15 protein-coding genes and 1 tRNA gene are annotated in these 16,143 nt (G+C 66.7%); 6 read left to right on the forward strand and 10 right to left on the reverse strand.

Annotated features, from left to right (window positions below; translation table 11 throughout):
- Positions 1–6 precede the first annotated feature (6 nt).
- Entirely contained in the window at positions 7–450 is a 444-nt protein-coding gene (locus tag LZ005_RS04070) for a hypothetical protein (RefSeq protein ID WP_237804962.1), read from the forward strand.
- A gap of 61 nt (positions 451–511) precedes the next feature.
- On the opposite strand, the gene LZ005_RS04075 is transcribed toward LZ005_RS04070, so the two are convergent.
- The 5 genes from LZ005_RS04075 to LZ005_RS04095 form a co-directional block, all read right to left on the reverse strand.
- The gene (locus LZ005_RS04075; protein WP_237805524.1) at positions 512–1,732 is read right to left on the reverse strand and encodes an integrase arm-type DNA-binding domain-containing protein; all 1,221 of its coding nucleotides are present in this window, start codon (positions 1,730–1,732) and stop codon (positions 512–514) included.
- 182 nt (positions 1,733–1,914) lie between these two features.
- Positions 1,915–1,991, reverse strand: a tRNA-Met gene (locus LZ005_RS04080).
- A gap of 40 nt (positions 1,992–2,031) precedes the next feature.
- Positions 2,032–2,985: a tRNA (adenosine(37)-N6)-dimethylallyltransferase MiaA gene (gene miaA, locus LZ005_RS04085; protein ID WP_237804964.1), complete on the reverse strand. Its 954-nt coding sequence runs from the start codon at positions 2,983–2,985 to the stop codon at positions 2,032–2,034.
- Positions 2,985–4,868: a DNA mismatch repair endonuclease MutL gene (gene mutL / locus LZ005_RS04090; RefSeq protein ID WP_237804966.1), complete on the reverse strand. Its 1,884-nt coding sequence runs from the start codon at positions 4,866–4,868 to the stop codon at positions 2,985–2,987. Before mutL ends, miaA begins: the two co-directional genes overlap by 1 nt.
- Positions 4,869–5,004: 136 nt before the next feature.
- Positions 5,005–5,907: a peptidylprolyl isomerase gene (locus tag LZ005_RS04095; protein ID WP_237804968.1), complete on the reverse strand. Its 903-nt coding sequence runs from the start codon at positions 5,905–5,907 to the stop codon at positions 5,005–5,007.
- Between the two features lie 108 nt (positions 5,908–6,015).
- Between LZ005_RS04095 and LZ005_RS04100 the strand changes: the two genes are divergently transcribed.
- On the forward strand, positions 6,016–6,660 hold the full coding sequence (locus LZ005_RS04100; protein WP_237804970.1) for a VTT domain-containing protein: 645 nt from the start codon (positions 6,016–6,018) through the stop codon (positions 6,658–6,660).
- A 65-nt stretch (positions 6,661–6,725) separates the two neighbouring features.
- Entirely contained in the window at positions 6,726–7,868 is a 1,143-nt protein-coding gene (locus LZ005_RS04105; RefSeq protein ID WP_237804972.1) for a carbonic anhydrase, read from the forward strand.
- Positions 7,869–8,031: 163 nt separating this feature from the next.
- Here the strand turns inward: LZ005_RS04105 and LZ005_RS04110 are convergent, their stop codons facing one another.
- Genes LZ005_RS04110 through tsaE form a run of 3 tightly spaced genes read right to left on the reverse strand, consistent with a single transcriptional unit; the run spans position 8,032 to position 10,631 of the window.
- Positions 8,032–8,877 (reverse strand): D-hexose-6-phosphate mutarotase, encoded by an 846-nt coding sequence (locus LZ005_RS04110; protein ID WP_237804974.1) that lies wholly within the window; start codon positions 8,875–8,877, stop codon positions 8,032–8,034.
- A gap of 9 nt (positions 8,878–8,886) precedes the next feature.
- Positions 8,887–10,182: an N-acetylmuramoyl-L-alanine amidase gene (locus tag LZ005_RS04115; protein WP_237804976.1), complete on the reverse strand. Its 1,296-nt coding sequence runs from the start codon at positions 10,180–10,182 to the stop codon at positions 8,887–8,889.
- A complete protein-coding gene (tsaE, locus tag LZ005_RS04120) occupies positions 10,146–10,631 on the reverse strand; it encodes a tRNA (adenosine(37)-N6)-threonylcarbamoyltransferase complex ATPase subunit type 1 TsaE (RefSeq protein WP_237804978.1) in 486 nt (161 codons plus the stop codon). The genes LZ005_RS04115 and tsaE overlap by 37 nt, the downstream gene beginning before the upstream one ends.
- A gap of 41 nt (positions 10,632–10,672) precedes the next feature.
- On the opposite strand from tsaE, the gene queG reads away from it, so the two are divergent.
- Together queG and LZ005_RS04130 are read left to right on the forward strand one after the other, a co-directional pair.
- Positions 10,673–11,785 (forward strand): tRNA epoxyqueuosine(34) reductase QueG, encoded by a 1,113-nt coding sequence (queG, locus tag LZ005_RS04125; RefSeq protein WP_237804980.1) that lies wholly within the window; start codon positions 10,673–10,675, stop codon positions 11,783–11,785.
- A 78-nt stretch (positions 11,786–11,863) separates the two neighbouring features.
- Complete coding sequence (locus tag LZ005_RS04130) at positions 11,864–12,478, forward strand: hypothetical protein (protein ID WP_237804982.1); 615 nt, start codon at positions 11,864–11,866, stop codon at positions 12,476–12,478.
- Here LZ005_RS04130 and LZ005_RS04135 read toward each other — a convergent pair.
- Positions 12,475–13,059, reverse strand: a complete 585-nt coding sequence (locus tag LZ005_RS04135; protein WP_237804984.1) for a response regulator transcription factor — start codon at positions 13,057–13,059, stop codon at positions 12,475–12,477. The genes LZ005_RS04130 and LZ005_RS04135 overlap by 4 nt on opposite strands.
- A gap of 9 nt (positions 13,060–13,068) precedes the next feature.
- Entirely contained in the window at positions 13,069–15,015 is a 1,947-nt protein-coding gene (locus tag LZ005_RS04140) for a sensor histidine kinase (RefSeq protein WP_237804986.1), read from the reverse strand.
- A 133-nt stretch (positions 15,016–15,148) separates the two neighbouring features.
- On the opposite strand from LZ005_RS04140, the gene LZ005_RS04145 reads away from it, so the two are divergent.
- On the forward strand, positions 15,149–16,138 hold the full coding sequence (locus tag LZ005_RS04145) for a TRAP transporter substrate-binding protein (RefSeq protein ID WP_237804988.1): 990 nt from the start codon (positions 15,149–15,151) through the stop codon (positions 16,136–16,138).
- Positions 16,139–16,143: the final 5 nt, after the last annotated feature.

The following is a 16,143-nucleotide window of genomic DNA, read 5'->3' on the forward strand; positions in this document are numbered from 1 at the left end:
CCAAACATGCGCGTGTTTGCATTGCTACTTGTCTTGCTGGCGACAGCGGTCCAGGCCGAACCAAAGTTTTCTGAGTTCCCAGCAGAGCGGTTTTCGGGCGCAACAGCGAGAGTGAGGCTGTCAGATCAGAAGAGTCGCGAATATGCCAGCGCCCTTCGCGCCTCAGCAAAGCGCAGGCCTGACTTTGCAGGGCATTTTGTTTTGGCCACCTGGGGATGCGGCGCCTCGTGCGTCATGGGGGCGGCGATTGACGCCAAGAACGGCGTGGTGACGTGGATCCCATTCACCGTTTGCTGCTGGTCCGATTCTCGTTCGTCACCGATCGAATACCAGCGCGACAGTCGCCTTTTGGTGGTGCATGGCCTGCGTGACGAGAAGGGCCTTGAAACGGATGTCGCGTACTTTGTGTTTGACGGCAAAACTTTTGCAGAGTTGAAATCGACTCCATAGCGCAAGCTTGGGCCGCAAGGCGATTGCAAGGGGCGGGAAGCGGCATCGAAGCAGCGCTTGGTTATGGTCTTCGGCCGATGGGGATGACAACCGCGCCAGACTTGAGTGAGTCGAGATAGTCCGCCCACACCTGCATCATGAGGCGGCGGTCCTCGATGTGCGTGGCGCGGTTGTAGGCGCGGCCGAGCGGGTCGCGCACGGCGTGGGCCAGCTGGTGCTCGATGCGATCAACCGGGAAGCGGAGGACTTCATCGAGGATGGTGCGGGCCATGGCGCGAAAACCGTGGCCACTCATTTCGTCCTTTTCGATGCCCATGCGGCGCATCGCCGAGAGGATGGCGTTCTCGCTCATGCAGCGGTCCCTCGTTCGCGGGCTCGGGAAGGCAAAGCGGCTTGCGCCCGTCAGTGGCTGGATCTCTTTGAGGATCGCGATGGCCTGCGTCGCAAGAGGGACGATGTGCTGCGTCTTCGTCTTCGAAGTGGTAAAGCGCCATTCGGCTTTTTCGAAGTCGATGTCGGCCCACTTCGCGCTTCGCAGTTCGCCGGGACGGACGAAGACCAGCGGCGCCAGTTGAAGCGCGGCGCGGACGACCGGTGAACCGTGGTAGCTGTCGAATGCTCTCAATAGCGCCCCGACTTCCTTCGGTTCGATGATCGCGGCGAAGTGCGTGCGGCGGTTCGAGACTGATGGAAGCGCACCGCGAAGGTCCCCGGTCGGGTCGCGCTCTGCGCGCCCGGTGGCGACGGCATAGCGAAAGACCTGGCCGCAGTTCGCAAGTGCGCGATGCGCTGTTTCGAGGACTCCGCGGCTTTCGATCCGCCGAATCATCGCAAGGATCTGCGGGGCCTTGAGCGAGTCGATGGGCAGCTTGCCGATGTAAGGGAAGACGTCCTTCTCAAAGCGACCGAGAATTTTGGAGTAGTGTGTCGAGGCCCAGCCGTCTTTGTTCATGGCCAGCCATTCGCGGGCGACGGCTTCAAAGGAGGTGGTCAGATGATCGGCCTTCGCCGCCTTTTGCGCTTCTCGATGATCGACCAGGTCGACGCCTTCAGCGAGCAGCCGGCGCGCCTCCAGTCGCCGTCTGCGGGCTTCGGCGAGGGTCATTTCCGGGTAGCGGCCGAGCGCCAGGCGGTTTTCTTTGCCGTTGGCGCGCTGAAACTTCAGGCGCCAGAATTTGGTGCCCGAAGGCGAAACTTCGAGGTACAAGCCAAGCCCATCGTATAGCCGATAGGGTCTACTTTGGGATTTGGCGTTTCGGACCTGGGTTTCGGTGAGGGGGATGCATTGCTTAGGCATCTTTGGGGCATGCGCTGGTTACAAAAGTCAGCGCATTCCCCCAAATGTGCCCCCACCCGAAGTGGATGTCAACGGAATTCAACGGACGATTTGACACAAAAAAACCGCGATCTCATAGTGAGGTTCGCGGTTTCTAGGACTTCCCCGGACTGCCGAGGACGTGTAAATGGTGGTGATAGCTGGACTTGAACCAGCGACCCTCGCATTATGAATGCGATGCTCTAACCAACTGAGCTATATCACCAAGCAAGAGCCCAATATTATGCAGGCCTTGGCGCTTGTTGTCAAGCACCTTGTTTTGCGCGCCTTGCAATTTCATTCAGCAGACTGGCGCTCGGGTCGGGGCCCAGGCAGTCGATTACGCGGCGCTCGGGCATGGAACGCAGCCAGGTGATCTGGCGCTTGCACAGCTGGCGGGTGGCGAAGATGCCGGTGTCGCGCAGCGTGCTGCGGTCGATCTTCCCATCCAGGTAGTCCCAGGTCTGGCGGTAGCCCACGCAGCGCATCGACGGCAGGTTGGGATGCAGGTCGCCGCGTGCGCGCAGGCGTTTGACTTCGGCCACCAGGCCGCTGTCGTCGCTGGTGCCCAGCATCTGGTCGAAGCGTTGGGCGATGCGGGCGTGGAGCACGGCGCGGTCGCTCGGCTCGAGCGCGAACAGCTGCAGATCGAAGGGCAGCTCGGGCTTCTGGCGCCGGGCGATCAGGGCGGACATCGGCTGACCGCTGATGGCGTGGATTTCGAGTGCGCGGTTGATGCGCTGGGCGTCGTTGGGCGCCAGGCGCGCGGCGGTGACGGGATCCACCTGGGCCAGGCGCGCGTGCATGGCGGGCCAGCCAAGACGCGCGGCGTCGGCATCGATGGCGGCGCGCACGCTGGCGTCGGCCGTGGGCAGGTCGTCCAGGCCGTCGATCAGGCCTTTGAAGTACAACATGGTCCCGCCGACCAGCAGCGGCAGGCGGCCGCGCGCGTGGATCTCGTCCACCAGGCGCAACGCGTCGGCGCGGAACTGGGCCACCGAATACGACTCGGTCGGCTCGATGATGTCGATCAGGTGGTGCGGCACGGCGCCCAGTTCCGCGGGCGTGGGTTTGGCGGTGCCGATGTCCATGCCGCGATAGACGAGGGCGCTGTCGACGGAGATGATCTCGCTCGGGATCACGCGGGCGATCGCCAGCGCGGCAGCGGTCTTGCCGGAGGCGGTGGGCCCCATCAGGGCGATGGCTTGGGGCTTGCGCATCACTGCCCGCGCAGGAACAGGCGGTCCAGCTGACCCAGTTCGAGCTGGACCCAGGTGGGGCGGCCGTGGTTGCACTGGTCCGCGCGCTCGGTCTGCTCCATCTGGCGCAGCAGGGCATTCATCTCGGGCACGGTCAGCACGCGGTTGGCGCGCACGGCGGTGTGGCAGGCCAGGGTGCCAAGCAGCTCGTTGCGGCGTTCGATCAGCACGCGCGAGCCGCCGTATTCGCGCACGTCGCGCAGCACGTCGCGCGCCAGGGTCTGGGCGTCGGCGTTCTTCAGCAGCATGGGCACGCTGCGCACGGCCAGCGTGGTCGGCGAGATGGCGCTGATGTCGAAGCCGAGTTTGTGCAGCACCTCGGCGTGTTCGGTCGCGGTGCCGACTTCCACTTCATCGGCGAAGAAGGTCACGGGGATCAGCAGCGACTGCACCTGCATCTCGCCTTCGAGCGCCTGCTTCAGCTGCTCGTACAGAATGCGCTCGTGCGCGGCGTGCATGTCCACCAGCACCAGGCCCTGGTTGTTCTGGGCCAGGATGTAGATGCCGTGCAGCTGGGCCAGCGCGAAACCGAGCGGGAAGTCCTCGTCCGGGACCATGCCCCTGGGTCCATTGGCGGCCAGGCTGGCCACGTCTTTCGGCTCCCATGCGGCCGGCGCTGGCGCAGGCGCGGCGCTGGCTTGGTCCTGGCCCAGGCTGGCGAACAGGGCGCCGTAGCGTGCCGTGCTCTGGGCCACGCCGCCGCCGCTGTTGAAGGGGCGCGCGGGCTGGTAGGCGCCGAAGCTGGGCTTGAGGTCTTCGCCAAAACTGGTCTGGCGCATGGGCGCGAGGATCGGCGCGGCAGAGACGCTGGAACCCATCGCCGGCAGCGGGTTCGGCGCGCTGCCGCTGGTCTGGGCCAGCGCGCGCTGCACCGCGTGGAATACGAACTGGTGGACCGAACGGCTGTCGCGAAAGCGCACTTCGATTTTCGACGGGTGCACGTTCACGTCGACCATCGCGGGGTCGAGGTCGAGCGCCAGCACATACACGGGGTGGCGGTCGCCATGCAGCACGTCCTCGTAGGCGGCGCGCACGGCGTGCACCAGCACCTTGTCGCGCACGAAGCGGCCGTTCACGTAGAAGTACTGGGCGTCGGGCCGGCCCTTGGACGCGGTCGGCAGGCCGATGTAGCCGTGCACGCGCAGCGGGCCGGCTACTTCGTCCACGTGCAGGCGGGCTTCGGCGAATTCGTTACCGAGGATGTGGGCGGTGCGCTTGCCGATCTCGCTCTGGTTCCAGTGGTCGACCGCCTTGCCGTTGTGGCTCAGGGTGAAGGAGACGTCGGGCCGCGCCAGGGCGATGCGGCGGACCACGTCGGCGCAGTGGCCGTACTCGGTCTGCTCGCTTTTCAGGAATTTGCGCCGCGCCGGGGTGTTGAAGTACAGGTCCTGCACGTCCACTGTGGTGCCCAGGCCGCCGGACGAGGGCACCGGCGTGGCCAGATGCGAGCCGGTGATCTCCCAGGCGTGCGCGGCGTCGGCCGTGCGCGAGGTGATGCGCACCGCGGCGACCGAGGCGATCGAGGCCAGGGCCTCACCGCGAAAGCCGAGCGTGGAGACGTTTTCCAGGTCGGTCAGCGAGGCGATTTTGGACGTCGCGTGGCGCGCCAGGGCCAGCGGCATCTGATCGTGCGGGATGCCGCGCCCGTTGTCGGTGATGGCGATGCGTTTCACGCCGCCTTCTTCCAGGCGGATGGTGATCTGGGTGGCGCCGGCGTCGAGCGCATTTTCCAGCAGCTCCTTGACCACGGCGGACGGGCGCTCGACCACCTCGCCGGCGGCGATCTGCGAAATCAACTGGTCGGGGAGGGCCTGGATCGGGCGGTAGGGCTTGGGCGCGTTCATGAGGGGGATTATAAACGGCGGCGGTGCTGAACCGGGGTCAGACCCCAAGCGGGAAAACCGGCGGGGGTGCTAAACCGGGGTCAGACCCCAAGCGGGAAAACCGGGGTCTGACCCCTCTGGCGAGGGGGGGGGCTGCTTATTTGGTCTCGCGCACGGGGATCGGGGCGTTGCACAGGTCCAGGTGGCCGGCGGGGCGCACGTAGAAGGGGCCGCCGCGGTTGCGCATCGACTCGAGGGCGGCGGCGTAGCTGGGGCTTTCGCTGCGCATCACTTCGAGTTTGCTGCGTTCGGCCTCGGGCACGTCGGCCGCCACCTTCACGCTCTTGATCGGCACGCGCATCTCGGGCTTGTCGAAAAAGCCCATCGGGGCCGGGCCGCGCGGCACGGTCGACAGCAGCTGCATGCCGGACACCACGCGTCCAACCACGGTGATATTGCGGTCCAGCTGGCGCGGCGACTGGCCGGTGACGGCGTACAGCTCGGCGCCGTTGGCGCTGTCGGGCGAGTTGTCGCGTCCCACCCCGATCATGCCGTAGCAGTGCGCCAGCCAGGTCACGCCGGCCTTCGGGTCGCGCCCGACCGGGAAGCCGTTCGAATGGCCGACCTGGGGCGCATAGCCGTCCTTGTCCTTCATCGGCACGAAATGCTTGTCGTTCTTGATCGGCACCGTGAACTCGCCCTGCAGCTTGGCCTTGGCGCTGCCCAGGGGGCGCGGCTTGTCTTCATCCGGATTACCCCACTGGACCACGAAATTGTCCTGCGAGCGCGTGATGGCGATGCCGTCGTAGAAGTGCTCGCGCGCCAGCGTCTTGATGTTGGCCACGTGGTTGGGCGCGAAGTCGGGCGCCAGTTCGATCACCACCCGGCCGCCGGGCAGCTCCATGTACAGGGTGTTCTCGGGGTCGAGCGCGCGCCACTCGCCGGGCTTGGACGCTTTGATCACATCGGCCAGCGAAGGCTTGTTGGCCTTTGCCGGTTCCGCCGCCTGGGCAGCACCGGCGATGGCCAGCGCAAGGGCGCACAGTTTCAGAGCCTGCATCGTGTCTCCTGGTGGGTTGAGGATCGGCGCATTGTAATCCGAATCGCGCCCGGCGGGACCGCCCGCCGCCTTCGATGGTATGATGCGCGCCTATCCTCGAGGAGCGCTATGGACCTGATGCAAATGCTCGACCTGCTGCTGCATGTCGACACCACACTGGAAACCCTGCTGTCCCAGTATGGCCCATACATATACGCTGTGCTGTTCCTCATCGTGTTCTGCGAGACGGGCCTGGTGGTGCTGCCCTTCCTGCCGGGCGACACCCTGCTGTTCATCGCCGGCGCCTTCTGCGCCACCGGCCAGATGAACTACTGGCTGCTGTCGCTGCTGCTGATCGTCGCGGCCTTCACCGGCAATACGGTCAACTACTGGATCGGCGAGGCGATCGGCCACCGCGTCTTCACGCACGACTACCGCTGGCTGAACAAAGACGCGCTGCGCCGCACCCACGAATTCTTCGAGCGCCACGGCGGCAAAACCATCATCCTGGCGCGCTTTGTGCCGGTGGTGCGCACTTTCGCGCCGTTTGTCGCCGGGGTGTCGGACATGACCCACGTGCGCTTCCAGCTGTTTAACTTCGCCGGCGCCTTCCTGTGGGTCGGCAGCCTGGTCACCGGCGGTTACTTCTTCGGCAATATCCCGGTCGTGCGCAACCATCTGACCACGATCGTGCTGGTCGGCGTCGGTCTGGCCGTGGTGCCGCTGCTGCTCGGCGGGCTGTGGAAATTCGCGCGCAAGCTGTCGGGGCGTTAGAACCGATTCAAGTTTCGGGCCTTGCGAGCCGTTAGAGGGTCGGAGTCATCACTATTCATACCCTCATGCGCAAGTTGATCGCCCTGTTAACCGGCTTCGTCGTCATAGCGGTGGGCGCCAATGCGTCCGACCCGCCGAAAGGCGGTGCGCCGACCGTTGAAACGGCTGTCAAACCCGCTTCGTCCGCGCATGCGAGCGCAGGTTCGGCCCATGGTGCAAGCGCGGCGTCGGCCGCATCCGGCCCCAAGCTTCCTTACGAAGCCACACTGCCCATTCCGGGCGGGAGTGCGCGCGCCAAGAGCAGCGCCAAATCCGAAGAATCCGAGAAGGCCAAGGACGACAAGCCGAGGGGCCTGGACGTCAAAAAGGTCGACGAGACCGAAGCCGACCTGACCGCCAAGATCGCCCAGCGTCTGGCCATCCTGCGCGCCAACCAGGCAGCGCGTGCGGCCGCCGCCGAGAAGGCGCGCAAGGCCGCCGCCGCCAAGGAGGCCGCCGCCGTGGCCGAGAAGGCCAAGCAGCCGCCGCCCAAGATCGAGCACTGGACCTATGAGGGCGAAACCGGCCCGGCCAACTGGGGCAAGATCAATACCGACTGGGCCAAGTGCAGCGCCGGCAACCGCCAGTCGCCGATCGACATCCGCGATGGCATGAAGGTGGACCTCGAGCAGATCGTGTTCGACTACCGCCCGACCAGCTTCTCGGTGATCGACAATGGCCACACGGTGCAGGTGACGCTGGCCGGCGGTAACTACCTCACCGTCGGCAACCGCATGTACGAGCTGCTGCAGTTCCACTTCCACCGGCCGTCGGAAGAGCGCATCAACGGCAAGGGTTTCGAGATGGTGGTGCACATGGTGCACCGCGACGCCGAGGGCAAGCTGGCCGTGCTGGCCGTGCTGCTCGAGCGTGGCAATGCCTCGCCGATCATCCAGACCGTGTGGAACAATCTGCCGCTCGAAAAGAACATGGAAGTCTCGCCGGCCGTGCTGATCGACCCGACCCAGTTCCTGCCGCAGCGGCGCGAGTACTTCACGTATATGGGCTCGCTGACCACGCCGCCGTGTACCGAAGGGGTGCTGTGGCTGGTGATGAAGCAGCCGATGTCGGCCGCGCCGGCCCAGATGGCGCTGTTCTCGCGCCTGTATCCGCTCAATGCGCGTCCGATCCAGCCGAACGCTGGCCGCGTCATCAAGGAATCGAACTAGGACCCACGGCGTGTATGTCGTGTAGCTCAGGGCGGATCGCAGGATCCGCCCTTTTTTTTGCGCCGTCGCGAATCCGCGCGGAACACCCCCTTGCCCCACAAACAAATCGGGGTCAGACCCCATTTATCCAGGCGGAAAAATGGGGTCTGACCCCATTTTTCGTTCAGGCAGCGCGGATGGTGTGGCTGCCGTGCCAGCTGGCGCCGGGCGGCAGCAGGTGGCCGCCGATCAGGGCCGGCTCGATGCAGACAAAGGCTGTGTATTCGTCGTCGGCCATGTCGGCCAGGGCCGCGCAGTCGGCCGCGCCGGGATTCCACACCACGGCGTTGTGAAAGCCCTGGTGCGTCAGTTCGCGCGTGCCGTCGGCGTCGCGCAGCGTGATCGGGGCGGCCACTTCCTGGTAGATGCGGTCGGTCTTCTCGGGCAGGCTCAGGATCGCGTCCTCCTGCAGCCGGGGCGCGGCCCCGCTCTCGGCATAGGCGAGGCCCTGCAGGCCGCCGATGCGCACGTCGGCCAGCGCCGACACCCGGTGGTAGCTGTGCAGGGCGCTGGCGAAGCTGAAGGCGTCGGCGCCGCAATTGGTCACGTGCAGGCTCAGATGCAGCTCGCGCGCACGCACGGCCACGCGCAGGCGCAGCTGGGCGGCATGCGGCCAGCTGGCGCGCGCCTTGGCGTCGAGATCATCGGGCGTCAGCACCAGGTCGACAAAGGCGGCGCCGTCTTCGAGCCCGTCGCCGAGCACGCGCCAGTGGCTGATGCGGGCGAAGCCGTGGCGGATCCCGCTGCCCTGCTCGGCGAACTGGGGGAAAATCACGGGCACGCCGCCGCGCAGGGCCTTGCTGCCATCGAGGGCCGACTGGCGGCTCATGAACAGCTGCTCGCGCCCGCTGGCGTCGATCCAGGAGACGACGTGGGCGCCGTACAGGGTGATGGTGGCCTCGGCGCCATCGGGCGCGCGCAGGCGCACCGCGGGCAGCTTGCCGTACACAAGCTCGGTCGTGCAGTGCATGGTGGTCCTTTAGGTCTGGCGGCTCTTGGCGAGCGGCGGATTCTTGGCGAAGTAGCGCTTGATGCCCTTGACGATGGCATCGGCGATCTGGTCCTGGTAGGCGTTGTCGGTCAGGCGCTTTTCTTCGTCCGGGTTGGAGATGAAGGCGGTCTCGATCAGGATCGACGGAATGTCGGGCGCTTTCAGCACGGCGAAACCGGCCTGTTCGACCTGGCCTTTGTGCAGGCGGTTGATGCCGCCGATTTCATTGAGCACGGCCGCGCCGACCTTCATCGAGTCGTTGATCTGGGCCGTGGTCGACAGGTCGAGCAGCACGCTGGCCACATTGCGGTCGTGGGTCTTCATGTTCACGCCGCCGATCGAGTCGGCCAGGTTCTCCTTGTCGGCCAGCCAGCGCGCGGCGGCCGAACTGGCGCCTTTTTCGGACAGCACAAATACCGAGGAGCCGCGCGCCGTCGGCGAGACGAAGGCGTCCGCGTGGATCGACACGAACAGGTCGGCCTGCACCTTGCGCGCCTTGTCCACCCGCGTTTGCAGCGGCACGAAGTAGTCGGCGTCGCGTGTCAGCATGACGCGGAAATTCGGCAGGTCTTCGAGCTTGCCCTTCAGGCGCTTGGCCACGGCCAGCACGATGTCCTTTTCGCGGCTGCCGGCCGCGCCCAGCGCGCCCGGGTCTTCGCCGCCATGGCCGGGGTCGAGCGCCACGGTCACCATGCGCACCACCTTGGCCGGGCTCCTGGCCGCGTCGGCCTTGGCATCCGCCTTGGGTTCGGGCTTGGCGTCGGGCTTGGGCTCGGCCGCCTTGGCTTCGGGCGCGGCATCGGCCTTGGCGATCAGTTCCGCCAGCGGGTCGGCCGCATTGACCGGATACAGGTCGAAAATCAGGCGGTGCTTGTAGCTGCCGACCGGCTCCAGCGTGAACACCTGGGGCTTGACGGCCTCCTTCAGGTCGAACACCAGGCGCACCACATTCGGCCGGTTCTGGCCCACGCGCACCTGTTTGATGTAGGGGTCGTTGGAGGTGATCTTGGCGACCAGGCTTTTCAGCGTCGGATTGAGTTCCAGGCCTTCGATGTCGACCACCAGGCGGTCCGGATCGGTCACGGTGAAGTGGCTGACCTTGAGATCGGTGTCGTTTTCGAGCGTGACGCGCGTGTAGTCGGCCGCCGGCCACACGCGCACGGCCAGAATCTGGGCAGCGCGCGCCGGCAGACTGCCCAGGACGGACAGCAGCAGGGTGGCACCGGCTTTGAGCGCGGTGCGGCGGCTTACAGATTGGGGGCGAATTTGAGGCGATTCAGGCATAACTGGCCAAGCGCGGTCTGTGCCTCACATTCTACATCACGGCCGTGGCCGCTGATGCTGAGGGTGAGCTTCAGATCGGGCGGCGGCAGCACCGGCGCGCCTTTTTCCGGCCATTCGACCACGCAGATATTGACGCCATTGAAGTCCTCGCGAAAGCCGGCGTCGAGGAATTCCTCGGGGCTGGCCATGCGGTACAGGTCGTAGTGGATCAGGTCCAGGCGCTGGCCGTCGATGCTGATGCGATAGGGCTCGGACAGGGTGTAGGTCGGGCTTTTCACGGTGCCGACATAGCCGGCTGCGTGCAGCAGAGCGCGCGTGAGCGTGGTCTTGCCGGCGCCAAGGTCGCCATGCAGGTAGAGCACCAGGCCGGGCGCCAGCGCGCGCGCCAGCGCCACGCCCAGGGCGGTGGTGCCGGCTTCGTCGTGCAGGTGGGCGGTAAAGTGGGCCATCGAATAGAATGCAGGTTTCGGTATCCCCCTATTGTATCGCCATGCCCGCTGACGTCCCCGACTTTGCCGCGCTGGCGCGCTCCATCAAAGACTGGGGGCGCGCGCTGGGCTTTGCCGAGGTGCGCATCGGCGCGGCCGACCTGCCCGGCGCGGCGGAAGGCCTGCAGGCCTGGCTGGCGGCTGGCCACCATGGCGAGATGGACTACATGGCGCGCCACGCCGAGCTGCGCGCCGACCCCGCCCAGCTGGTGCCGGGCGCGATCCGCGTGATTTCGGCCCGCATCGACTATCTGCCGTCCGCGCGCGGTCCGGCCTGGCGCGAAGAGGAACTGGCGCGCCAGCGCGATCCGCGCGCCGCCGTGGTGTCGGTGTATGCGCGTGGGCGCGATTATCACAAAGTGGTGCGCAGCCGGCTGCAGGCGCTGGCCGACCAGGTGGCCGCCGTGGCCGGGCCGTTCGGCTACCGCGTGTTCTCCGATTCGGCCCCGGTGATGGAGCTGCCGCTGGCGGCCCAGGCGGGGCTGGGCTGGCGCGGTAAACATACGCTGCTGCTCGCGCGCGAGGCCGGCTCGCTGTTCTTCATCGGCGAAATTCTGTGCGACCTGCCGCTGCCGCTCGATGCAGCGGTCAGCGATCACTGTGGCCAGTGCACGGCCTGCATCGACGCCTGCCCGACCGGCGCCATCCTCGGCCCCGGGCGGCTGGACGCGCGCCGCTGCATCTCCTACCTGACGATCGAGCTGCGCGAGGCCATCCCGCTCGAACTGCGCCCGCTGATCGGCAACCGCATCTACGGCTGCGACGACTGCCAGCTGGTCTGCCCCTGGAATAAGTTCGCCCAGCGCGCCAGCCTGCCCGATTTCGACGAACGCCAGGGCCTGGGCAGCGCCAGCCTGATCGAACTGTTTGGCTGGAGCGAGGCCGAATTCCTGCAGCGCCTCGAGGGCAGTCCGATCCGCCGCATCGGCCACGCCTGCTGGCTGCGCAATATCGCCGTCGCCCTCGGCAATGCGGCCGCGTCCCTGCCCGGCGACGCGGCCATCGTCGCGGCCCTGCGCGCGCGCGCCGAGCATCCGTCCGCGCTGGTGCGCGAGCATGTGGCCTGGGCGCTGGCGCGCCACGGGGTGCAGGCGTCGCTCCCGTCGGGGGCGTAGGGCGATACCGCGCGCGTCCGGCTTGGCGCGCCCGGCGCCCAGCGGCAGACTGCCGCCGTCCCCCTGCCGGAGCCGCTCATGAAACGCACGTATCTGCTGACCGCCACACTGGCCATTCTGGCCCTGGCCGCCCTGACCCTGGTGCTGCCGCCGGCCGCCGCGGCCGAGGCCTCCACGCTCGATGGCTATGCCGCCTGCGCCTTCCGGGCGCCGCTGGTGCGCGCCAGTGTCGAGCACTTTTCCAGCAAGCGCCAGTACCGCAAGGTGCGCACGGCCGATGGCGAGGAGAAGGTGTCGGTCCTGGAAGGCACGCGCCTGATGCTCAATGACGCCGGCGGCACGCCCTTCGTCAACCTGAAGTTCGAACGCTCGCTGCCCGGCCAGATCGACGCCGACCGCACCGCCATCCTGGCGCAGATGCGCTACCTGGCCAATACGCCGCGCGTGCCGGTGCCGCTCGAGCAGAGCGAGCACGCGGGCATCGAGCGCATCGCCATCGTGCACAGCGGGGTCGATGACGACCGCGTGCTGTCGATCGTCACCCTGATCGACCGCGTCCACGAGCTGGTGGTGACGGCCTATTTTCTGAATGCCGCGCCGGGCCAGCGCAGCTTTGCCAGCATGCCCGAATTCCTGGCCCTGCGCGATGGCGCGCTGGCCGATCTGGACGCCTGTCTGCGGGCGCCGCGCTAACGCAGCAGCCCGGCCAGCTCGACGGCGGTTTTCACCTGCATCTTCTCGAAGATATGGGCGCGGTGGACCTCCACCGTGCGCATGCTGATGCCGAGCTTGTCGGCGATGACCTTGTTCATCATCCCGGCCAGAATCAGATCGAGCACTTCGCGTTCGCGCGTCGACAGCGAGGCCAGACGCTCCTGCACCTGGGCCTCGGCGCCGGCCGCGCGCGAGGCGGCCAGGGCCTGCTCGACGCGGTCCATCAGGGCATTGTCGTTAAACGGTTTTTCGAAGAAGTCGAAGGCGCCGCGCTTGAGGGTGTCGACCGCCATCGGCACGTCGCCATGGCCGGTCAGGAAGATCACGGGCAGGCGCTTGATCAGGCCGCGCAGCGACAGCTGGTCGAACACGGCGATGCCGTTCGTGCCCGGCATGCGCACGTCCAGCAGCACGCAGTCGCCGCCTTCATCAAAGCGCTGGCCGGCCACGGCCAGAAAGCTCTCGCCATGCTCGTGGGTCTGGGCCGGAATGCCGCGCGAGCGGGCCAGCCAGGCGAGGGCGTCGCGAATCACGGCTTCGTCGTCGACGATGTGCAGCATCGGGGTCTCCTAGAGCGCAGGCAGGTCGAATGTGAAAATGGTGCCGCCTTGCGGATTGGGTGAGTGTACCAGTGTCCCGCCGTGGAATTCGACGGCGGTGCGGCAGATGGACAGGCCCATGCCCATGCCTTCGGCCTTGGTCGAGAAGAAGGGCGAGTACAGACGCTCGGCCACGTCGGGCGCGATGCCGTGGCCCTGGTCGGCCACCCACACGGCCACGCGCGCGCCTGCGCAGCGCGCACCGATGACCAGCACGCGCCGCTCGGAGCCCACATCCTGCATGGCCTCGATGGCATTGCGCGTCAGGTTCAGCAGCACCTGCTCGATCATCATGCGGTCCACGTTCACCGGTGGCAGGCCGGGCGCAATCTCGGTCTGCACGGTCACGAAGTATTTGCGCGCCTGCAGATCGATCAGGGTGCGCACGGCCTCGAGCAGGGCCTCAATGCTGACCGGCTGGCGCTCGGGTTCGCGCTTCTTCACGAATTCGTGCACGCTGCGGATGATCTGTCCCGCGCGCTGGGCCTGGGCGCTGGCCTGCTCGAGCGCCTGGCGCAGCATCTCGGGATCGACCGCGCCGCGCTGGACCAGATTCAGCGCGCCCGTCGTGTAGCTAGAGATGGCCGCCAGCGGCTGGTTCAGTTCATGCGCCAGCATCGAGGAGATTTCGCCCATCGTGGCCAGACGGTTCGACACCTGCAGCTTTTCCTGCTGCTGGCGCGCCAGTTCTTCGGCCCGTTTGCGCGCCGAGATGTCGAGGATGGAGCCGACCCAGCCCGTCTGGCGGCCATGCGCGTCGACCAGCGGCGCCTCGAAGATCAGCACCGGTACCCGTTCGCCGTTCGGGCGCAGGAACACGGTTTCGAACTGCGGCGTGACCGAACCGGCCAGCACCTCGGCCACCCGGCCCTGGTAGTCGGCCATGGCCTCGGGCGCCCAGTAGGGCATGGGCGGCGCCTTGCCGATCAGTTCCTCGGCTGGCAGGCCGACGATCTGGCAGAAGGCCCGGTTGACATAGGTGACGCGCCCCTCCAGATCGCGCGCGCGCAGGCCGGTCAGGGTGGAGTTCTCCATCGCGTGGCGAAACGCCATCTGCGCCTTGAGCGCCCCTTCGGCCGCCAGCCGCCGCGCGATGTGGCGCCACAGGGCGGCCAGGCTGGCCACCAGGCCCAGGGCCAGCAGGATCACCGAGCCGACCAGCAGATTGGGCAGCAGGCGCGGCGCGCCCTTGATGCTGTCGGTGGCCAGCACCAGGGTGGTGCCGCGCAGGTCGAGCGCATGCTTGTGGGTGTACACGCCCTTGCCCTCGCCGGCGGCGGCGCGGCGCGCCACCAGGCGCTCGTCGCCATCGAGCACCGAGATCTGGTTATCCTGGGCGAACCACCAGGGCACCATGTCGTTCAGCAGCGTGTAGACGTCGTAGCTGGCCATCAGGCTGCCCAGGTAGACGTCGCCATGGTAGATCGGCAGGTGCAGGTCGAGGGCGGCGCGCGGGCGGCCCGGCGGCGGGTCCGCATACTGGGCCTGGCGGGTGCGGCGCGCGCGGTCCATCGCCGCTTGCGAGGCCGGGCTCAGTTCGACGCGGCCGGTGCCGGAATCGGACAGGATGGCGCCGTCCTTGTCCCATACCACCAGGCGCTGGATCGAACGGCCGGCGCCGACCAGGCGCACCAGGCGCTGGTGCAGGACGTCCCCGTGCAGGCTGTCGTGGCCGATGTCCTCGGCCAGGGCGCGCAGCAGGTCTTCGTTGCGCGCCAGTTCAAAGCGGATGGTCTGCTCGACCCACAGGGTATCGGCGATCAGCTGCTCCTGGCGCTCATTGGCCTCGAGCTGGCGCGCCTGCCACGGCAGGCCGACCAGCAGGGCGATGATCAACAGGGCCAGCAGGACCGGCACCAGCCAGCGCAGGGGGCCGGACAGGGCGATACGGCGCGGCAGGGCGAAGGGATTTTTCATGGGCGTCAGCCTAGCGAAAGGCGGCGGACACAGGATTGTGGTTTTCCACAATAGCCGGCGCCGGAACGGGGGAGTGAGAATCACACTAAGCCCCCAAGAGCCCATCCATTGTAAAACAGAGAGGAGACCTCGCATGAAACTGAAAGCCCTGCTGGCCGCGTCGCTGGCCGCCCTGTCCCTGAGCGCCTTTGCCCAGGCCCCGATCGTCATCAAGTTCAGCCACGTGGTGGCGACCGACACGCCCAAGGGCCAGGCCGCCGAGCGCTTCAAGGAACTGGCCGAAAAGGCCACCAAGGGCCGCGTGAAAGTCGAGGTCTACCCGAACAGCCAGCTGTACAAGGACAAGGAAGAACTCGAAGCCCTGCAGCTGGGCGCCGTCCAGATGTTGGCCCCCTCGCTGGCCAAGTTCGGCCCGCTGGGCGTGAAGGAATTCGAAGTCTTCGACCTGCCCTATATCTTCCCGAGCAAGGCCGCCCTGTACGCGGTGACCGAAGGCCCGATCGGCAAGGGCCTGCTGAAAAAGCTCGAATCGAAGGGCATCACCGGCCTGGCCTATTGGGACAATGGCTTCAAGATCATGTCGGCCAATAAGCCGCTGGTCAGCCCGGCCGACTTCAAGGGCCAGAAGATGCGCATCCAGTCGTCCAAGGTGCTTGAGGCGCAGATGCGCGCGCTCGGCGCCAATCCGCAGGTGCTGGCCTTCTCCGAGGTCTACCAGGCGCTGCAGACCGGCGTGGTCGATGGCACCGAGAATCCGCCGTCCAACATGTACACCCAGAAGATGCATGAAGTGCAGAAGCACCTGACCGTGTCCAACCACGGCTATCTGGGCTATGCCGTCATCGTCAACAAGAAGTTCTGGGATGGCCTGCCGGCCGACATCCGCAGCGCCCTCGAAGGCGCGATGCGCGACGCCACCACCTACGAAAAAGCCATCGCCGAGCGCGACAACAATATCGCCCTCGACAACATCAAGAAGGCCGGCAAGACCCAGATCTATGTGCCGAACGCCAAGGATGTGGCCGAATGGAAGAAGGTGCTGCTGCCCGTGCATAAGCAGATGGAAGACCGCATCGGCAAAGACCTGATTGCGGCCATCGCCAAAGAAACCGCCGGCAAATAAGCGCC

Source organism: Massilia sp. TS11 (genome assembly GCF_022012445.1).
GTDB lineage: Bacteria > Pseudomonadota > Gammaproteobacteria > Burkholderiales > Burkholderiaceae_D > Telluria.

What these genes read in the sequence shown, in the direction of transcription:
- LZ005_RS04105 (WP_237804972.1), top strand. Translation starts at nt 6,726, where the DNA reads ATGCGCAAGTTGATCGCCCTGTTAACCGGCTTCGTCGTCATAGCGGTG.
- LZ005_RS04100 (WP_237804970.1), top strand. Translation starts at nt 6,016, where the DNA reads ATGGACCTGATGCAAATGCTCGACCTGCTGCTGCATGTCGACACCACA.
- LZ005_RS04095 (WP_237804968.1), bottom strand. Translation starts at nt 5,907, where the DNA reads ATGCAGGCTCTGAAACTGTGCGCCCTTGCGCTGGCCATCGCCGGTGCT.
- LZ005_RS04140 (WP_237804986.1), bottom strand. Translation starts at nt 15,015, where the DNA reads ATGAAAAATCCCTTCGCCCTGCCGCGCCGTATCGCCCTGTCCGGCCCC.
- tsaE (WP_237804978.1), bottom strand. Translation starts at nt 10,631, where the DNA reads ATGGCCCACTTTACCGCCCACCTGCACGACGAAGCCGGCACCACCGCC.
- LZ005_RS04115 (WP_237804976.1), bottom strand. Translation starts at nt 10,182, where the DNA reads ATGCCTGAATCGCCTCAAATTCGCCCCCAATCTGTAAGCCGCCGCACC.
- LZ005_RS04135 (WP_237804984.1), bottom strand. Translation starts at nt 13,059, where the DNA reads ATGCTGCACATCGTCGACGACGAAGCCGTGATTCGCGACGCCCTCGCC.
- mutL (WP_237804966.1), bottom strand. Translation starts at nt 4,868, where the DNA reads ATGAACGCGCCCAAGCCCTACCGCCCGATCCAGGCCCTCCCCGACCAG.
- LZ005_RS04145 (WP_237804988.1), top strand. Translation starts at nt 15,149, where the DNA reads ATGAAACTGAAAGCCCTGCTGGCCGCGTCGCTGGCCGCCCTGTCCCTG.
- miaA (WP_237804964.1), bottom strand. Translation starts at nt 2,985, where the DNA reads ATGCGCAAGCCCCAAGCCATCGCCCTGATGGGGCCCACCGCCTCCGGC.
- queG (WP_237804980.1), top strand. Translation starts at nt 10,673, where the DNA reads ATGCCCGCTGACGTCCCCGACTTTGCCGCGCTGGCGCGCTCCATCAAA.
- LZ005_RS04130 (WP_237804982.1), top strand. Translation starts at nt 11,864, where the DNA reads ATGAAACGCACGTATCTGCTGACCGCCACACTGGCCATTCTGGCCCTG.
- LZ005_RS04110 (WP_237804974.1), bottom strand. Translation starts at nt 8,877, where the DNA reads ATGCACTGCACGACCGAGCTTGTGTACGGCAAGCTGCCCGCGGTGCGC.
- LZ005_RS04070 (WP_237804962.1), top strand. Translation starts at nt 7, where the DNA reads ATGCGCGTGTTTGCATTGCTACTTGTCTTGCTGGCGACAGCGGTCCAG.